General features: G+C 62.3%; 15 protein-coding genes. 6 read left to right on the forward strand and 9 right to left on the reverse strand.

The window, feature by feature from the left end; all coding sequences use genetic code 11:
- The first annotated feature begins 152 nt into the window (after positions 1-152).
- Entirely contained in the window at positions 153-659 is a 507-nt protein-coding gene (locus IG629_RS21445; protein WP_193173945.1) for a response regulator, read from the forward strand.
- A gap of 12 nt (positions 660-671) precedes the next feature.
- Here IG629_RS21445 and IG629_RS21450 read toward each other — a convergent pair whose 3' ends face one another.
- The 7 genes from IG629_RS21450 to IG629_RS21480 form a co-directional block, all read right to left on the reverse strand.
- The gene (locus IG629_RS21450) at positions 672-1,655 is read right to left on the reverse strand and encodes a zinc-dependent alcohol dehydrogenase family protein (protein ID WP_193173946.1); all 984 of its coding nucleotides are present in this window, start codon (positions 1,653-1,655) and stop codon (positions 672-674) included.
- 14 nt (positions 1,656-1,669) lie between these two features.
- Positions 1,670-3,475 carry an isocitrate dehydrogenase kinase/phosphatase AceK regulatory subunit gene (locus tag IG629_RS21455; protein WP_193173947.1) on the reverse strand — a complete coding sequence of 602 codons (1,806 nt, stop codon included), beginning with the start codon at positions 3,473-3,475 and terminating at the stop codon, positions 1,670-1,672.
- A gap of 149 nt (positions 3,476-3,624) precedes the next feature.
- Positions 3,625-4,500, reverse strand: coding sequence for a 3-hydroxyacyl-CoA dehydrogenase family protein (locus IG629_RS21460; RefSeq protein ID WP_193173948.1), 876 nt, complete (start codon positions 4,498-4,500; stop codon positions 3,625-3,627).
- Between the two features lie 84 nt (positions 4,501-4,584).
- Positions 4,585-6,387, reverse strand: a complete 1,803-nt coding sequence (locus IG629_RS21465) for an acyl-CoA dehydrogenase (RefSeq protein ID WP_193173949.1) — start codon at positions 6,385-6,387, stop codon at positions 4,585-4,587.
- 15 nt (positions 6,388-6,402) lie between these two features.
- Positions 6,403-7,173, reverse strand: coding sequence for an SDR family NAD(P)-dependent oxidoreductase (locus tag IG629_RS21470; RefSeq protein ID WP_193173950.1), 771 nt, complete (start codon positions 7,171-7,173; stop codon positions 6,403-6,405).
- A 14-nt stretch (positions 7,174-7,187) separates the two neighbouring features.
- Complete coding sequence (locus IG629_RS21475) at positions 7,188-8,378, reverse strand: thiolase family protein (RefSeq protein ID WP_193173951.1); 1,191 nt, start codon at positions 8,376-8,378, stop codon at positions 7,188-7,190.
- A 92-nt stretch (positions 8,379-8,470) separates the two neighbouring features.
- Positions 8,471-9,400, reverse strand: coding sequence for a DMT family transporter (locus IG629_RS21480; protein WP_193173952.1), 930 nt, complete (start codon positions 9,398-9,400; stop codon positions 8,471-8,473).
- Between the two features lie 183 nt (positions 9,401-9,583).
- Here IG629_RS21480 and IG629_RS21485 point away from each other — a divergent pair, with 183 nt between their 5' ends.
- Positions 9,584-10,630 (forward strand): methyl-accepting chemotaxis protein, encoded by a 1,047-nt coding sequence (locus IG629_RS21485; protein WP_193173953.1) that lies wholly within the window; start codon positions 9,584-9,586, stop codon positions 10,628-10,630.
- Positions 10,631-10,659: 29 nt separating this feature from the next.
- Here the strand turns inward: IG629_RS21485 and arsJ are convergent, their stop codons facing one another.
- On the reverse strand, positions 10,660-11,940 hold the full coding sequence (arsJ, locus tag IG629_RS21490; RefSeq protein WP_193173954.1) for an organoarsenical effux MFS transporter ArsJ: 1,281 nt from the start codon (positions 11,938-11,940) through the stop codon (positions 10,660-10,662).
- Entirely contained in the window at positions 11,937-12,947 is a 1,011-nt protein-coding gene (locus tag IG629_RS21495) for an ArsJ-associated glyceraldehyde-3-phosphate dehydrogenase (RefSeq protein WP_193173955.1), read from the reverse strand. The genes arsJ and IG629_RS21495 overlap by 4 nt, the downstream gene beginning before the upstream one ends.
- A gap of 107 nt (positions 12,948-13,054) precedes the next feature.
- On the opposite strand from IG629_RS21495, the gene IG629_RS21500 reads away from it, so the two are divergent.
- Genes IG629_RS21500 through IG629_RS21515 form a run of 4 tightly spaced genes read left to right on the forward strand, consistent with a single transcriptional unit; the run spans position 13,055 to position 15,249 of the window.
- Positions 13,055-13,408: an ArsR/SmtB family transcription factor gene (locus IG629_RS21500; protein ID WP_028467486.1), complete on the forward strand. Its 354-nt coding sequence runs from the start codon at positions 13,055-13,057 to the stop codon at positions 13,406-13,408.
- Positions 13,405-13,923, forward strand: a complete 519-nt coding sequence (locus tag IG629_RS21505; protein ID WP_193173956.1) for an arsenate reductase ArsC — start codon at positions 13,405-13,407, stop codon at positions 13,921-13,923. The genes IG629_RS21500 and IG629_RS21505 overlap by 4 nt, the downstream gene beginning before the upstream one ends.
- A 26-nt stretch (positions 13,924-13,949) precedes the next feature.
- Positions 13,950-15,020 carry an ACR3 family arsenite efflux transporter gene (arsB, locus tag IG629_RS21510; RefSeq protein WP_193173957.1) on the forward strand — a complete coding sequence of 357 codons (1,071 nt, stop codon included), beginning with the start codon at positions 13,950-13,952 and terminating at the stop codon, positions 15,018-15,020.
- Positions 15,021-15,024: 4 nt separating this feature from the next.
- Entirely contained in the window at positions 15,025-15,249 is a 225-nt protein-coding gene (locus IG629_RS21515) for a GDCCVxC domain-containing (seleno)protein (RefSeq protein ID WP_193173958.1), read from the forward strand.
- The last annotated feature ends 48 nt before the right edge of the window (positions 15,250-15,297 follow it).

Below are 15,297 nucleotides of genomic sequence, written 5' to 3' on the forward strand. Positions count from 1 at the left end.
CTCCCAGTATTCCCCCAGAATTCCCCTGTATGTAAGAGCGTCGACATCGCCCTTCCGTTGCCTGTTTTCATCGGCGCCGGGCAAGTAAACTGAATAAAAACCATTCCCGCACTATATAGCTCTCAGAACGCACAGGAGCTTGAACGCGATAGATGACAAATATTTCAAAAGAAGTCCTGCGCGCCCTTCGAGTGATGGTCGTGGAAGATGACCAGCCGACACGGCGGCTCATACGAACGTTCCTGGAACATCTTCTCTTTGACGATGTCACTGAACGCGAGAACGGTGAAATTGCCCTGAAGGACCTGACCAGGCGGCATTACGATCTGATCGTCACCGATCTTGAGATGCAACCGATGAACGGATGGGACTTCCTGCATCATATACGCCACGATCCGAACGTCACGAATCCCTATGTTCCGGTCATTCTCGTTACCCAGCATGCAAGCAGGGAATCGGTCCTGAGGGCCCGGGATGACGGCGCGAGTGCGTTTGTCGCCAAGCCGGTCGATTTCAAGAATCTGCAGCGGACAATCATGTCAGTGCTTTCCGACGCCCGCCCTTATGTAAAGTCGGGCGGTTATGCCGGGCCGGATCGCCGCCGGCAGGACAAGCTCCCGAAAAACGGCAAATATCAGCGCGACGACGACTACAATTGATAATGCCTCATGTTAAGGCACCAGGACCGCCGCCCCCTGAAGCCGACCGTCCCGCAAATCGGACAAGGCGGAATTAGCCTCTTCAAGAGGATAGGTTTGCGTTGTCGTTCGAACAGGCACCTGAGGCGCCAATTCCAGAAAATCGATTGCATCCTGCCTCGTCAGATTGGCAACCGAGACAATCGTCTTCTCACGCCAGAGGATATCGTAGGGAAATTGCGGAATGTCGGACATATGAATACCGCCGCAAACCACCGTTCCGCCGGGCCGAATCGCCCGTAACGCAAGCGGCACGAGGTCGCCGACCGGCGCAAACAGGATCGCGGCATCCAGCTCCTCCGGCGGCAGCTCCGTCGAATCGCCCGCCCAGACGGCGCCGAGCGATAGCGCAAATTCCTTTGCCGCCTCGTCTCCCGGCCGCACAAAACCGTAGATCTCCCGGCCCTGCCAGAGAGCGACCTGAATCAAAATGTGGGCGGCGGCACCGAATCCGTAGAGGCCGAGACGCTTGCCTGCGCCGGCCATCCGCAGACAGCGATAACCGATCAGACCGGCGCAGAGCAGCGGTGCCGCCTCCGCATCGGAATAAAAGTCCGGCAAAGGAAAGCAATAGCGCGCGTCAGCAACGAGATACTCGGCATAGCCGCCATCCAGCGTGTAGCCGGTAAATCGCGCATCAGGACAAAGGTTTTCCTGACCCTCCCGGCAATAACGGCACGCGCCGCAGGTCCAGCCGAGCCACGGAACCCCGACCCGGCCGCCGATATGCATTCCCGTCACGCCGGGCCCCGTTGCTTCGACTGTCCCGACCACTTCATGCCCCGGAATCACACCGGGCTTCGGATCGGGCAGATCGCCATCGACCACATGCAGATCGGTCCGGCAGACGCCACAGGCGCGGATCCGCACCAGCACCTCCCCCGGCCCCGGTTCCGGCCTCGGCCGCTCGACCGGTTCCAGCAGGCCATCGGCACCGTCAAATTGCATAGCGCGCATACTGCGTCTCCAGATTACGCCTCGGCTCGCAACCGGCATTCCTCACGATAGGGCGTCAGTCGCGGCACCTGTCCCTTGCGCAGCCGCTCCTGCATGTCGGTCCAGTATTTCAGGGTCAGCAGATCGCCATGCGCCTCCCGGAAAATCCGGCGCAGACGGCGATCCTCGATACGCAAGTGCACCTCCAGCTCCTCGGGCAGGAAGATCACCCCCTCCTCGAAGAACCAGTCCGGAATATCTTCCTCCCCATCAAACCGGTCCTGATTGGTCCGCACCTTGACGTCGGTCAGATCCTCAATGGCATCGTAATCAAACAGATAAACTTTGCGGATCCCGCTGATACCGTAATTCCGGCCGTCGAGATCCTTGTTGAAGATGTTCGCCGCGGCATTGTTGGCGATGCATTGTCCGAGATTGAGGATCGCGTTCTCCGCATCCTCCTCCGAAGCGCTCTCCAGGAAGACAGGAAACGGGATCATCTTGATCTGCACGATCAGGTGACGGAACAGCAGCCCTGCCCCGGTCTGGATCACATTGTCGCCCGCCGCCTCAAGGATCTCCTGGCGCAGCGCATCGGTGAAATAGTCCGCCGGCAGGGTGACGTTATAATAGATGATGTTGTCCAGCATCGAGCCGGCCCGGTTGATCTCGTGAACCCGGCTGTATTTCTGCAGCACAGACTGGACACCGGGAAACACGCCCCACTTGTAACCCGCCGTCGGATGATCTCGGATCACCTTGGCGACATAGCCGAGGGACGGCGCCGAGAAGCCGATAGCAACAGTCCCCCGGGAGCCAACCGCATAATCCAGCGTCTCTCCGGATGCCTTCAGCTCATCCTCGATCTGCCGGATCACGGCGACCTTGCCGATATGATTATAGCCGATGGTGGAATACTGCAGGCCGCGCGGGCGATCCGGCATCAGCGCGAAGAGAAATGCCGCCATCTCGTGATAATGCTCGGCGGTCACGTGGAAATTGGCCAGCGTCGAGCTGAAGACATATTGCAGATCGTCCGAGCCGAGAATGACCGCGTCGACCAGAATCCCCTCCGCCTCGTTCAGCAACGCAATGCCGACCGGAACCGGCTCCAGACCGTCACGCAAGATCCGGCCGACGAGATAGGCCCCCCGGTTCCTATAGAATCCGGCATCCGCCATCTCGACCCCGTCGATCCGCTCCGCCTCCGGCACCGCTTCGCGGATACGTTCCGCGACAGCGTCAGCATCCGCCGCAAGATTGCGCCAGGATCGCGAGAACCCGGCCAGAGTCAGCACAGGAACCAACTGCGCACCGTCAACTGGCCCCTCGATATCGAACAGTCGGGTGACGACGGGATGCGGCGCTTTTTCCTCATCCCGGGCGCGGGCGCTGGAATAAGTCGAGGCGCGCCACATGTCCGCATGCACCTGGCGGCGCACCGAATTCAGGAAGGCATAGGCAAGGTCGGCATGGTAGAGCCCGTCGATCAGCGGCAGATACTGATCCTCGACATCCGCCCAGAACGCATCCTTGCCCTGCACGTCCGGGCAATGCAGCAGGATCACCGGCACCAGCGCATTAACCGTGGCTCCATAGATACCGAGCCGCTCCTGGCTCAGAGCCAGAGAGGCCGGCCAGTCCCGTGCCTCGAACGCGGTCTTGGCAAGATGTGCGATTGCCCGGAAACGGCCATAATAGTCTGTGAAGGCACCATGGATCAGCGCTGCAACGGATTCGATCCGGTCCGCATCGCTGCCGGCCGCCTCAAGTTCTTCCTGGGCCGCCGCCGTGATGTTCGGTGTTCTGAGTGTTGTCTCGCCGCGCCGGATCGATTGCACCGTCCCGCCCCTCCCGTGCCGGTTTTCCTTTGATCATGAGCCGGGAGCGGTCTTCGGGGAAAGCCCTTTTCGGCGCAAAGGGGCAGACATCAAAGCAAAACGGGCGGCCACAAGGACCGCCCGTCTGCAATCGTGAAGATCTTGCGCGCTCAGGCGACCCGCTTGCCTTTTTCGTCGTAGCGGTACCAGCCCCGACCGGCGCGGCGGCCGGCGCGACCGGCTTTCACCATCTGACGCAGGATCGGGCGCGGGTTGAAGCGCTCGCCATAGGCTTCGTGCAGGATCTCGGCAACCTGCAGGTTCAAGGTGTTGGAGATATTGTCCATCAGCTCGAACGGGCCGACCGGATGGCCGAGGCCCAGCTTGCAGCCGATATCGATATCTTCCGGCGAGCAGGCGCCTTCCTCGGCGAGCCGCAGCACTTCGTCCCACATGGCGAAGAGGATGCGGTTGACGGCAAAGCCGACCACGTCCTTCACGTCGATCGGCGTCTTACCGGCCGCGATGCAGACCTCGCGGGCGGCAGCGATCACGTCATCGTCCGTGTCCATGCCGCGGATGACCTCGACCAGCTTCATCCGGCTGACCGGGGAGAAGAAATGCAGGCCGAGGAAGCGGGACTGGCGCTTTTCGGAGAAATAGGAGGCGAGCACGGTGATCGAGATACTGGAGGTGTTGGAGGCGATGATCGCATCGTCCTTGCAGACCGCGTCCAGCTCTTTATAGACAGCGGCCTTCACCTCTTCGTCCTCGAACACGGCCTCGATCACCAGATCGCGGTCGCCGAAGCCGGACACGTCCGTGGCGGTGGAAATGTTCGACAGTGCCGCCGCCATATCCTCTTCCGCCCAGAACTTCCGGGCGACACCGGATTCGAGCGTCTTCTGGAGACCGGCCATAGCCTTGTCCAGACGTGCCTGCTCCGGCTCCATCATGACGACGTTCTTGCCGGCCATGGCGAAGACCAGGGCAATTTCGGAGCCCATCATTCCGGCGCCGATGACGCCGATTTTGTTCACTGACATCCCATCCTCCTCGAACGGCTTGGTATCTGAAATTCGTTGACCGATTTCGTATAGGCTCCGCCGCGCAGGTTCAAGCGAACCCGACTAGAATCCGTCCACAGACATGCGGAAGACCGTATCGTCGCCGGATTCGAGCAGACCGAGCGCCGGCTCCGCGCGGGGCAGCAGCCAGGCGAAGACAAAGCCGCAGGTCTCGATCTTGCCGTTGAGAAAGGCCTCTTCTTCCGCACCTTCCGCCGCCGACAGCAAACGTCTGGCCGTGACGGTCTGCGCCAGCCAGGCACGGGCGAGAGTGATATATCCCGCCGCCTCCATGAAAGCAGACGCGTTCGCCAGCGTACGGCGCGCCTCCTGCCGCAACTCCGGCAACACTTGTTCGGCAAGTCTCCGGAACCGGCTCGTCGTCTCCTCAAGAGCCGCCGCATGTCCGGCAAAAGCATCAATGGCCCGCGCGTCTCCGACGGTCCCGGCGATGCTGTCCAGAAAGAGAGTGAAAGAACCGCCGTCCGCCTGTCCGAGCTTGCGGCCCATCAGGTCGATCGCCTGGATACCGTTGGCCCCCTCGTGGATCGGGTTCAGACGATTGTCCCGCCAGAACTGCTCGACCGGGAAGTCCCGTGTGTAGCCGGCACCGCCATGAATCTGGATCGCCGCGTCATTCGCCTCCAGCGCCCGGTCGGAAAGGAAAGACTTCAGGATCGGGGTCAGAAAATCGAGTAGCAACCCGGCATCGCGGCGTACTGCCTCGTCAGGATGCGTACGCTGATCGTCCACCAGCAGCGCGGCTTCCAGGCAGAGCGCGAGCCCGCCTTCTGCCACCGCCTTCTGCAACAGCAGCATGCGGCGGATGTCGGCATGCTCGATCAGCGGGATTTGCGGACTTGCCGGGTCCTTACCGTCCGGATGCCGGCCCTGCGGGCGCGTCCGGGCATAGTCGAGGCTGTGCAGATAGCCGGTATAAGCCTGCGCCACGGCACCGGAGCCGACACCGATCCGGGCCTCGTTCATCATGTGGAACATGTAGGTCAGGCCGCGATGCTCCTCACCGATCAACTCGCCGATGCAGGGCTCCGTCTCGCCGAGATTGATCACCGTGTTGACGGTGCCGCGATACCCCATCTTGTGATTGAGCCCGGCGAGCACGACGCCGTTATCCGCCCCCGGATTGCCGTCCTCTTCCAGCCGGTAACGCGGCACCAGAAAGAGCGAGAGCCCCTTCACGCCTGGCGGCGCACCCGGCGTCCGGGCCAGAACGAGGTGAACGATATTCTCCGCCAGCTCATGCTCGCCACCGGAGATCCACATCTTGGTGCCGGTGAGAGCATAGCGGCCGTCGTCACACGGAGAGGCCGTGCTGCGCACGTCTGAAAGCGAGGAGCCCGCATGCGGCTCCGACAGCATCATGGTGCCAAAGAAACGGCCATCCATCAGTGGCGGCAGGAACCGCGCCTTCTGACTTTCCGTGCCGTGCGCGGCAATCAGGTTGCCGGCAGCGATGGTCAGGAACGGATAGGCGACGGTGGCCAGATTGGCCGCCTGGAAATAGGCAAAGGCGGCCTGCGTCACCACCCAGGGCAACTGCATGCCGCCGAGCGCCTCGTCATGATGAGCCGCGGCGAAGCCGGCTTCGCTGAAAGCGGCGATGGCGGGGCCGATCTCCGGATGGACAACTACCCGGCCATTCTCGACACGCGGCTCCTCAAGGTCGGAAGCGCGGTTGTGCGGACGGAATTTCTCGGCCGCGATGCGCCGCGCCGTCTCCAGGATCGCGTCGTAACTCTCCCGCCCCTGGCCACGGAAGCGGGGGCGGTCGAGCAAACCGTCGATCCCGAGATGCTGATGCAGCAGGAAGCCGAGATCCCGGTCGCGTATCAGAAAGTCCGCCATCCGGTTCGCCTCGCCCTAGCGCAGGACGAAGCCGCCATCGACGGTGACGACCGAGCCGGTCATATAGGCCCCCTGATCGGACGCCAGCAACAGCAGCGCGCCGTCCAGGTCCTCCGGCTGGCCAAGCCGGCGCTGCGGGATCGTCTTGACCATTTTCTGACCGGGCTCTGTCTTGAAAAACCCGCTGTTGATCGGTGTTTCGATATAGCCCGGCGCAATGGCGTTCACCCGGATACCGTAACGGCTCAATTCCAGCGCCATGGCCCGGTTGAGCTGCAACAGCCCGCCCTTGGATGCGCAATAGGTCGAGAGCGCGCCGATCACCTCTGTGCCTAGCACGGAGGAAATATTGATGATCGACCCGCCGCCGCTCCCCTTCATCTGCCGGGCAGCCGCCTGGGCGACCAGGAAACAGCCCTTCAGATTAGTGTCGAGGACCTGGTCGTAATCCTCCGGGCTCATCTCCAGAAACGGCTTCTGCACGGCGATACCGGCATTGTTTACCAGCACATCGAGCGGGCCGAGCGCGGCCTCCACATTCTCAATAGCCGCCTCGACGGAGGCCGGGTCGGTGACATCCATCGCCACTGCATGGGCCGTCCCACCAGCCGCGCCAATCCGCTCCGCCAGTTCCTCAAGCTTCGCTGCCTGGCGCGCAGCAACGGCAACGGCCGCCCCTCTGGCGGCCAGTGTTTCCGCGAAACGGGCACCAAGGCCCTGGCTGGCGCCGGTGACCAGCGCCACCTTGCCGGTAAGGTCAAAAGACCCGGTAAGGTCAACAGACATGGGAAGCTCCAGAATCAGACGGCGAGATTTTCGATCAGCACGGCCATGCCCTGGCCCGCACCCATGCACATGGAGATACAGGCATAACGCTGCCCGGATTCCTGAAGGTGATGCATGGCGGTGATCGTCATGCGCACCCCGGTCGCTCCCGGCGGGTGACCGATGGAGATGCCGCCGCCATAGATATTCGTCACATCGCGACCGACGCCGAGTTCTTTCTCCGCATGCAGGTTCACCACCGCGAAGGCTTCATTGATCTCGTAATAGTCGATGTCGGACGCCTTCATCCCGCGCTTTTCCCAAAGCGCGCGAATCGCCGGTACCGGCCCGCAGCCCATGATCCTTGGCGAGACGCCAACAATGGTCCAGTCGACAATCCTAGCCACCGGTTCGATCCCTTGTGCTTCGACCGCCGCCCGGTCGCCGACCAGCACGAAGGCGGCGCCGTCCGTCACCCCACTGGAATTGCCCGGCGTCACCTGTCCGCCCTTGCGGAAGACCGGCTTCAGGGTCGCCAGCTTTTCCAGCGTGATCTCGGGACGCGGGAACTCGTCCTCGCTCATCAGCCTTGTGCCCTTGCGGCCCTCCGGCACCTCGATCGGCGCGATCTGGCGGGCAAGGAAACCGGTCGCCATCGCTTTGCCGGCGCGCTGCTGGCTCATCAGCCCCCAGGCATCCATGTCCTCGCGGCGATGTTGGAAATCCTCGGAGAGGTTCTCCGCCGTCGCCCCCATCAGACCGTGCCCGAACGGGTCGCTATAGACGGATTCCATAGTGTCTTCGAAGCTCTGCGCGCCACGGATAGCGCCCCAGCGCATCTGCTGGTTGGCAAAGGGCGCGCGGGAGAAATTCTCGCCGCCGCCGGCCAGCGCGATCTTGCCGTGCCCGGTCATGATCTGCTGCGCGGCGGTGAGGATCGCCTGGGTGCCAGAACCACAGGCCCGGTTCACCTGCACGGCGCAGCTTTCGTCCTTCATACCGATATTCAGGCCAGCCGCGCGGCCGGTGTAATACCCGTCCGGGTCGACCGGCAGGACATTGCCCCAGACCACGTGATCGATCTCTCCGGGTGAAATTTCCGCATCTTCCACGCATGCCCTGGCCGCATGGGTCGCCAGCGCCGTCAGCGGAATGTCCTTCAGCGATTTCCCGAAATCCCCGAACGGCGTGCGCTTTCCGCCCGCCAGAACGATCTCCTGAGCCATGAACCCTCACTCCCCTGCACCGGCTATCGCGATGCTTCTTTATCTGTTGTTTGGCGCCGGAACTCTGGCCCAAAGGCCCAAGGAAGCGCAAGTCAGTCTTCGGGCTTCCGGTCCAGAAACAGCTCACCGAACACCGAACCGGTAATGACGATGATCGCAAGGATCTGCGTCGCCGAAAGGTCCTGCCCGAGCACCAGCACGGCGAGCAGGGCTGCGATCACCGGTTTCAGGAAGAACAGGTAGCTGCCGCGCGTGATATCCGGCACCGCTGCGAGCCCGCCAATCCAGAGGAACTGGGTGATGGTGGTGTTCCAGAAAGCGATCACCAGCAGCGAGGTCAGCGCCGGGGTGCCCAGACCGGCCAGCCGGGAGGGCTCGGCCCAAACACCGAAAAACAGGCCGACCACCAGCCACAGGCCGATCCCCCCGAGCATCATGGTGATGGCGGTGATGCGAAGGGCGCCATAGATCGCAATGATCGGCCGCACCAGAACGGAATAGGCAGCCACGGCAGCGGCACAGGCGGTGGCGAGAAAGATCCCGAGCAGGCTTTCGCCGGAGCCCGCCAGCGAGGCGACATAGCCGTCCGTGATCAGCAGGGCGATCCCGACGACCGCGCAGAGCCCGCTGGCGATCTTGCCCCGGGTGATCGGCGCCTTGTTGATCAGAAGATTGGAGATGGCAACGAAGATCGGGATTGTCGTCACCAGGGTCGCCACCTGCGGTACCGAGGCAAAATCGAGCGACCAGTGGAAAACGAGATAGCCGATCGTCACACCGAGCAGGGAGAGGAAGAGCAGCTTCAATCCATGCGTCCTGAAAGGCGCGACCAGATCACGCGTTCCAGGCAGTACAATCGCCACAAGCACCAGCCCGGCGCCGCCAAGTAAAAACCGCCAGACCGAAAGCTCCGGACCGGACACTCCTGATAAAACCGCAAAAAATTCCGTGGATGCATGTCCCAAGACGCCGACGAACACCGCTAAATATGCAACCAATGAGTATTTATGCCAGAGCGCCATGGAAGATCCCGTCCCAAATCATATGTCGCAGACAGTCTCCTATAGGTCGCTTGCTCGCAATGTCGAATTAACATTATGCTTATTAATTAAGCATTTACTTGTTTTGCTTAGAAATCGTGCATCAGATAGAATCGCCTCTCACCCAAAGCCTCCACCGGCCTCCCATATCCTTGGAAACTTCACATGAGTTCGTCTGACGCCACCACCGACCCGGAACAGATCGTCACGCTCACCGCCGATGTCCGGAACACGGCCGAAACCAAGATCTCGGAAATCCATGCCATTACCGGCCGGACCAAGATGCTGGCCCTGAACGCGCTGATCGAAAGCGCGCGGGTCGGCGAGCTGGGGCGCGGTTTTGCGGTTGTCGCCGATGAGGTGAAGGGCGTTTCCGTCGAGATCGAGCAGATCGCCGACGCGCTGCAGACCGAACTCTCCGGCAAGGCGGAGATGCTGGAAACCATCGGTCGCTCGATTGTCGACCAGCTCAAGGGTCAGCGGCTTGTCGACCTGTCCCTGAACGCGGTCGAACTGATCGACCGGAACCTGTTCGAGCGGACCTGCGACGTGCGCTGGTGGGCGACCGACAGCGCCATCGTCGACTGCCTCGCCGCTCCATCCGACGAAGCCGCCGCCTATGCTTCCAAGCGGCTCGGCGTGATCCTGTCAGCCTATACCGTCTATATCGACCTCTGGATCTGCGACGCCAACGGCACCGTTATCGCCAATGGCCGGCCCGAGCGCTACAACGCCGCCGGCCGCTCTGTCTCCAATGCAGGCTGGTTCCGCGACGCCATGGCGACCCGGGATGGCGATGAATACTCCGTTGCCGATATCGCGACGAGCGTAGAACTCGACGGCCAGCCGACCGCGACCTATGCGGCCGCGATCCGGGAAGGCGGCGAGAGCAATGGCGCCGTGCTCGGCGTTCTGGGCATTCATTTCGAGTGGGAGCCGCAAGCACAGACCATCGTCGAGGGTGTCCGCTTCGAGAAAGCAGAAGCTGGCCGCTCCCGCGCCATGCTGCTCGACGCCGATTTCCGCATCATCGCCGCGTCCGACCGGGAAGGCATCCTGAGCGAGCGTTTCGATCTGAAGACCGAGGGCCGGGACAGCGGTCATTACACTCTGCCCAACGGCGCTGTCGTCGGCTTCCACAAGACACCCGGCTACGAGACATATGAAGGCCTCGGCTGGTATGGCTGTGTGATCCAGCAGCCCAGCACCTGATGCTCAGGAAAGGGCCGGCGAGCAGGCCTTTATCCCGATTGCGGGATAGCCCGCCTGCCGCCGCCTAACGGCACCGTCAGCATGACCGCCAGCAACACCATGGCGGCGGAGACCCAGAGCGTCGCCGTCAATCCGGCAAGCTGGTAGACCAGCCCGGAAAGAAGCGTCCCTGCGAACCGGCCGACGGCGTTCGCCATGTAATAGAAGCCGACATTCAGCGCCACCTTGTCCGCGTCCGAATAGGCGACGATCAGATAGGAATGCAGCGCTGAATTGACCGCGAACACCACGCCGAACAAAAGCAGCCCGCCGACCAGTATGATGGCCGGAGCATCGCCTGCACCAAACTCGGCAGGCATCCATCCCGGGGTCAGCCCTGCCGCGATCATGGCCGGTAGCAGCGCCAGAACAGAGCCCCAGAGCACCGCACCGCGCGCTGCCGACCCGGCATCCCGCGTCCGCCGGAGGAACCGGGGCACCAGCGCCTGCACGATGCCGTAGCCAACCACCCAGACCGCCATGAACAGACCGACACGGTCAAAAGACCAACCGAGCTGGTCATAAAGGAAGACCGGCGCCCCGACGACGAACCAGACGTCGCGGGAGGCGAAAAGGAAGACCCGGGCAGCGGAGAGAAAGTTGATCTCCCGCGTCTTGGCGAACAGGTCGCGCTTGACGATCTTTGTCTTCGCCCGGCCGAGATCCGCCTTGATGGTTACGAGAGCAGCAGCGAGGACGACGGCCAGCATCCCGGCCATGGCGTAGAGCGCATGCGTAAAGCCAAGCCCCTCCAGCATCACCCCGCCGAGCAGAAAGCCGACGCCCTTGAGGGCGTTCTTGGAGCCGGTCAACACCGCCACCCAGCGGAAAAGCAATCCGGCCTCCTCCGATGCAACCACCAGCTTGACGGCGGATTTGGAGCTCATCTTGGTGAGATCCTTGGCCACCCCGGAAAGCGCCTGCGCCACCATCACGTAGCCGACCGAGAACAAAGCCGTCCAGGCCGGGTCCGTGGCCGAGAGCATGAGCAGCGCCGATATCTGCACAGCCAGCCCGGCAAAGAGCGTGATCCGCAACCCGAAGCGCGCACCGATCCAGCCGCCGAGGAAATTGGTGATGATCCCCATCGCCTCGTACAGCAGGAACAGAAAGGCGATATCGAGCGGGGTGAAGCCGAGCTGGTGGAAATGCAGCAGCACCAGCATGCGTAACGCGCCGTCCGTCAGGGTGAAGGCCCAATAGGCCCCGGTCACGGACGCATAGGTCCGCCCGTCGCCGGCCGGCGCAACCTTGTTTTCTGTCTCGGTCACAGCCGCTCCGCCACGTGCCGTGCGAGCTCCATCATCCGGCTCACATAGCCCCACTCGTTGTCGTACCAGGCATAGATCTTCGCCTGCGTCCCGTTCACCACCATGGTGGAGGGCCCGTCGATGATGGCAGAGCGCGGATCGTCGGTGAAATCGGTCGAGACCAGTGGCCGCTCCTCGAAACCGAGGATACCGGCAAGCGGCCCGTCCGCCGCCGCCTTGAACAAGCCGTTCAGCTCTTCCACCGAGCTTTCCCGCTCAAGCTCGAAAACACAGTCCGTCAGGGAAGCATTGAGCAGCGGCACCCGCACCGCATGGCCGTCGAGCCGACCCTTGAGTTCCGGATAGATGATGCCGATCGCCGTCGCCGAGCCGGTGCTGGTCGGGATCAGCGCATTCAGGGCCGAACGGGCCCGGCGCAAATCCTTGTGCGGCCCATCGACGATCACCTGGGTGTTCGTCACGTCGTGAATGGTGGTGATGGAGCCATGACGGATGCCGACCCCCTCATGCACCACCTTCACCACCGGGGCGAGGCAGTTCGTCGTGCAGGAAGCCGCCGTCAGCAGGTGATGTTGCGCCGGATCGTAGAGGTGGTGGTTGATGCCCATCACGATGTTGAGCGCGCCGTCTTCCTTGACCGGTGCGGAGACGATCACCTTGGCGATGCCCCGGTCGAAATAGGGCTGCAATGCCGCACCGGACTTGAAGCGCCCGCTGCATTCCAGAACGATGTCGGCATCCTTGCCGCCCCAGCTGCTTTCAGCCGGGGAGGCATGAGCCGTCAGCGGGATTTCCCGGCCGTCGACCAGGATGCCGTTTCCGGTATGGCCGACGGGCCGGTCCCAACGCCGGTGAACGGTATCGAACTCAAGCAGGTGCGCGGCCATTTCCGGCGTGAAAGCGGGATCGTTGATGGCGACGATCTCATAGCCGTCCCTTCCCCACCATGCCCGCGCGCCAAGACGCCCCATCCGGCCAAAACCATTGATCGCAACACGCACGGTCATCCGCTGCTCCTGTTATGCACGCTCGCCCTCCACCATATGCCCGGCGACACGAGGACCGCAGAATAGAATTTACACCTTCTCATTTCAATGATATTTGAATTATTGAAATGAATGAGCATGACGCAATCATCGCGCTTGGCGCGCTGGCACAGGAATCGAGGCTTCAGGTCTATCGCAGGCTGATGCAGGCCGGACCGTCAGGTATCTCGGCGGGGGATCTGGCGGAGCAGGTCGGCGTCTCCCGGTCCAGCCTCTCTTTCCATGTCGCGCAGCTGGAGCGATCAGGTCTGGTCCGGGCCCGCCGGCAGCATCGGAATGTCTTCTACTCCGTGGAAATCGACGCCATGCGGCGGCTTTTAACATTCCTGACACAGGATTGCTGTAACGGAAACCCGGACATATGTGGCGGCCTTACCGCTAATGCCGCGTTCTGCGGCGCCATTCCGGAGACAGAGCAATGACCGGCGACAGGATCTTCAACGTTCTTTTTCTCTGCACAGGCAATTCCGCCCGCAGCATCATGGCGGAAGCCATTCTGAACCGCGCCGGGGCCGGCCGGTTCCAGGCCTACAGCGCCGGCAGCACGCCGCGCGGTGAAATCCATTCCTATGCGGCGGACTTCCTGAGAAATCAGAATTACGCCCTCGATAGCCTGCGTTCCAAGAGCTGGGAGGAATTCTCAGCCCCCGGCGCGCCGGCGATGGATTTCGTCTTCACGGTCTGCGACGACGCCGCGAAGGAAACCTGCCCGGTCTGGCCGGGCCAGCCGATGACGGCCCATTGGGGCGTGCCTGATCCGGCGGCAGTGGAGGGCAGCGAGGCGGAAAAACGCTTTGCTTTCGCCGATACCTTCCGGATGCTGAACACCCGGATCGAAATTTTCGTCAACCTGCCGCTCCAGAGGCTCGACAAGCTCGCCCTGCAAAAGCGGCTGGACGATATCGCCGGCGCTACGAAGACGCCCGAAAACGCCTGACGGCAACAAGAAGGACCCGACACCGCATGAGTTCAGAAACAGTCGCTGCCCCGGGCGGCATCGGGTTCTTCGAAAAGTGGCTTTCCCTCTGGGTCGCGCTCTGCATTGCGGCGGGGGTGCTGCTCGGCAATCTCGCACCGGGCCTGTTCGCCGTACTGGCCGGGCTGGAATACGCCTCGGTCAATATCGTCGTCGCCGTGCTGATCTGGGCAATGGTCTACCCGATGATGGTGGCGGTCGATTTCGAGAGCCTGAAAAGCATCGGTGACCGGCCCAAGGGACTGGTCATCACCCTGGTGGTGAACTGGATCGTCAAGCCTTTCACCATGGCCGCGCTGGGCATCCTCTTCTTCCGCTATCTGTACGACGGACTGATTTCAGCCGCCGATGCGGAGCAATATATCGCCGGGCTGATCCTGCTCGGCGCCGCGCCCTGCACGGCCATGGTCTTCGTCTGGTCCACCCTGACCAAGGGCGATCCGACCTACACGCTGGTCCAGGTTTCCATCAACGACCTGATCATGATCATCGCCTTCGCGCCGATCTGCGGGCTGCTGCTCGGCGTGACGGAACTGACCGTGCCGTGGGAGACCCTGCTGCTCTCGGTCGTGCTCTATGTCGTCATCCCGCTCGGCGCCGGATATATGACCCGGCGCCACCTGACGGCAAAGGCCGCCAATCACGATGCGGGCGAGCAGATCGTCCATGACTTCACCGCCCGGGTGAAACCCTTCTCCGTGCTCGGCCTGCTGGCGACCGTCGTCCTGCTGTTCGGCTTTCAGGGCCAGACCGTGCTGGAAAACCCGCTCACGATCCTGCTGATCGCCATCCCCCTGATCCTGCAATCCTACGGCATCTTCGCCATCGCCTATGGCTGGGCGAAGGCCTGGAAAGTCCCGTTCAACGTTGCCGCGCCCTGCGCCATGATCGGCACCTCGAACTTCTTCGAACTCGCCGTTGCCGTCGCCATCAGCCTGTTCGGCCTCAATTCCGGTGCTGCGCTGGCCACCGTGGTCGGCGTGCTGGTCGAGGTGCCGGTGATGCTGTCGCTGGTCGCGTTTGCGAACCGGACGCGGGGTTGGTTTTCACAGGGATAAACACATGGCGCCAAGCAGCAGCCAACCGATCCTGGAATCGACCATCACCTGCCCGGAATGCGGTCACCGCGAGACGGAGCAAATGCCAACCGATGCATGCCAGTTCTTCTATGACTGCAAGGGATGTGGCGCGCTCCTGAAACCCAAACGCGGCGATTGCTGCGTGTTTTGCTCCTACGGCACGGTCCCATGCCCGCCGATCCAGTCCGGGACGGATTGCTACGGATAGTTGACCGTAAAAAAACCCGGGCCGCCAAAATGGCGGCCCGGGTCAGCC

The sequence above is a fragment of the Nisaea nitritireducens genome (assembly GCF_014904795.1).
GTDB lineage: Bacteria > Pseudomonadota > Alphaproteobacteria > Thalassobaculales > Thalassobaculaceae > Nisaea > Nisaea nitritireducens.

Bases quoted from the DNA above. Each gene is read 5' to 3' on its own strand.
- IG629_RS21485 (WP_193173953.1), top strand. From the start codon at position 9,584: ATGAGTTCGTCTGACGCCACCACCGACCCGGAACAGATCGTCACGCTC.
- IG629_RS21450 (WP_193173946.1), bottom strand. From the start codon at position 1,655: ATGCGCGCTATGCAATTTGACGGTGCCGATGGCCTGCTGGAACCGGTC.
- IG629_RS21475 (WP_193173951.1), bottom strand. From the start codon at position 8,378: ATGGCTCAGGAGATCGTTCTGGCGGGCGGAAAGCGCACGCCGTTCGGG.
- IG629_RS21465 (WP_193173949.1), bottom strand. From the start codon at position 6,387: ATGGCGGACTTTCTGATACGCGACCGGGATCTCGGCTTCCTGCTGCAT.
- IG629_RS21480 (WP_193173952.1), bottom strand. From the start codon at position 9,400: ATGGCGCTCTGGCATAAATACTCATTGGTTGCATATTTAGCGGTGTTC.
- IG629_RS21470 (WP_193173950.1), bottom strand. From the start codon at position 7,173: ATGTCTGTTGACCTTACCGGGTCTTTTGACCTTACCGGCAAGGTGGCG.
- IG629_RS21495 (WP_193173955.1), bottom strand. From the start codon at position 12,947: ATGACCGTGCGTGTTGCGATCAATGGTTTTGGCCGGATGGGGCGTCTT.
- IG629_RS21445 (WP_193173945.1), top strand. From the start codon at position 153: ATGACAAATATTTCAAAAGAAGTCCTGCGCGCCCTTCGAGTGATGGTC.
- IG629_RS21460 (WP_193173948.1), bottom strand. From the start codon at position 4,500: ATGTCAGTGAACAAAATCGGCGTCATCGGCGCCGGAATGATGGGCTCC.
- arsB (WP_193173957.1), top strand. From the start codon at position 13,950: ATGAGTTCAGAAACAGTCGCTGCCCCGGGCGGCATCGGGTTCTTCGAA.
- IG629_RS21505 (WP_193173956.1), top strand. From the start codon at position 13,405: ATGACCGGCGACAGGATCTTCAACGTTCTTTTTCTCTGCACAGGCAAT.
- IG629_RS21515 (WP_193173958.1), top strand. From the start codon at position 15,025: ATGGCGCCAAGCAGCAGCCAACCGATCCTGGAATCGACCATCACCTGC.
- IG629_RS21500 (WP_028467486.1), top strand. From the start codon at position 13,055: ATGAATGAGCATGACGCAATCATCGCGCTTGGCGCGCTGGCACAGGAA.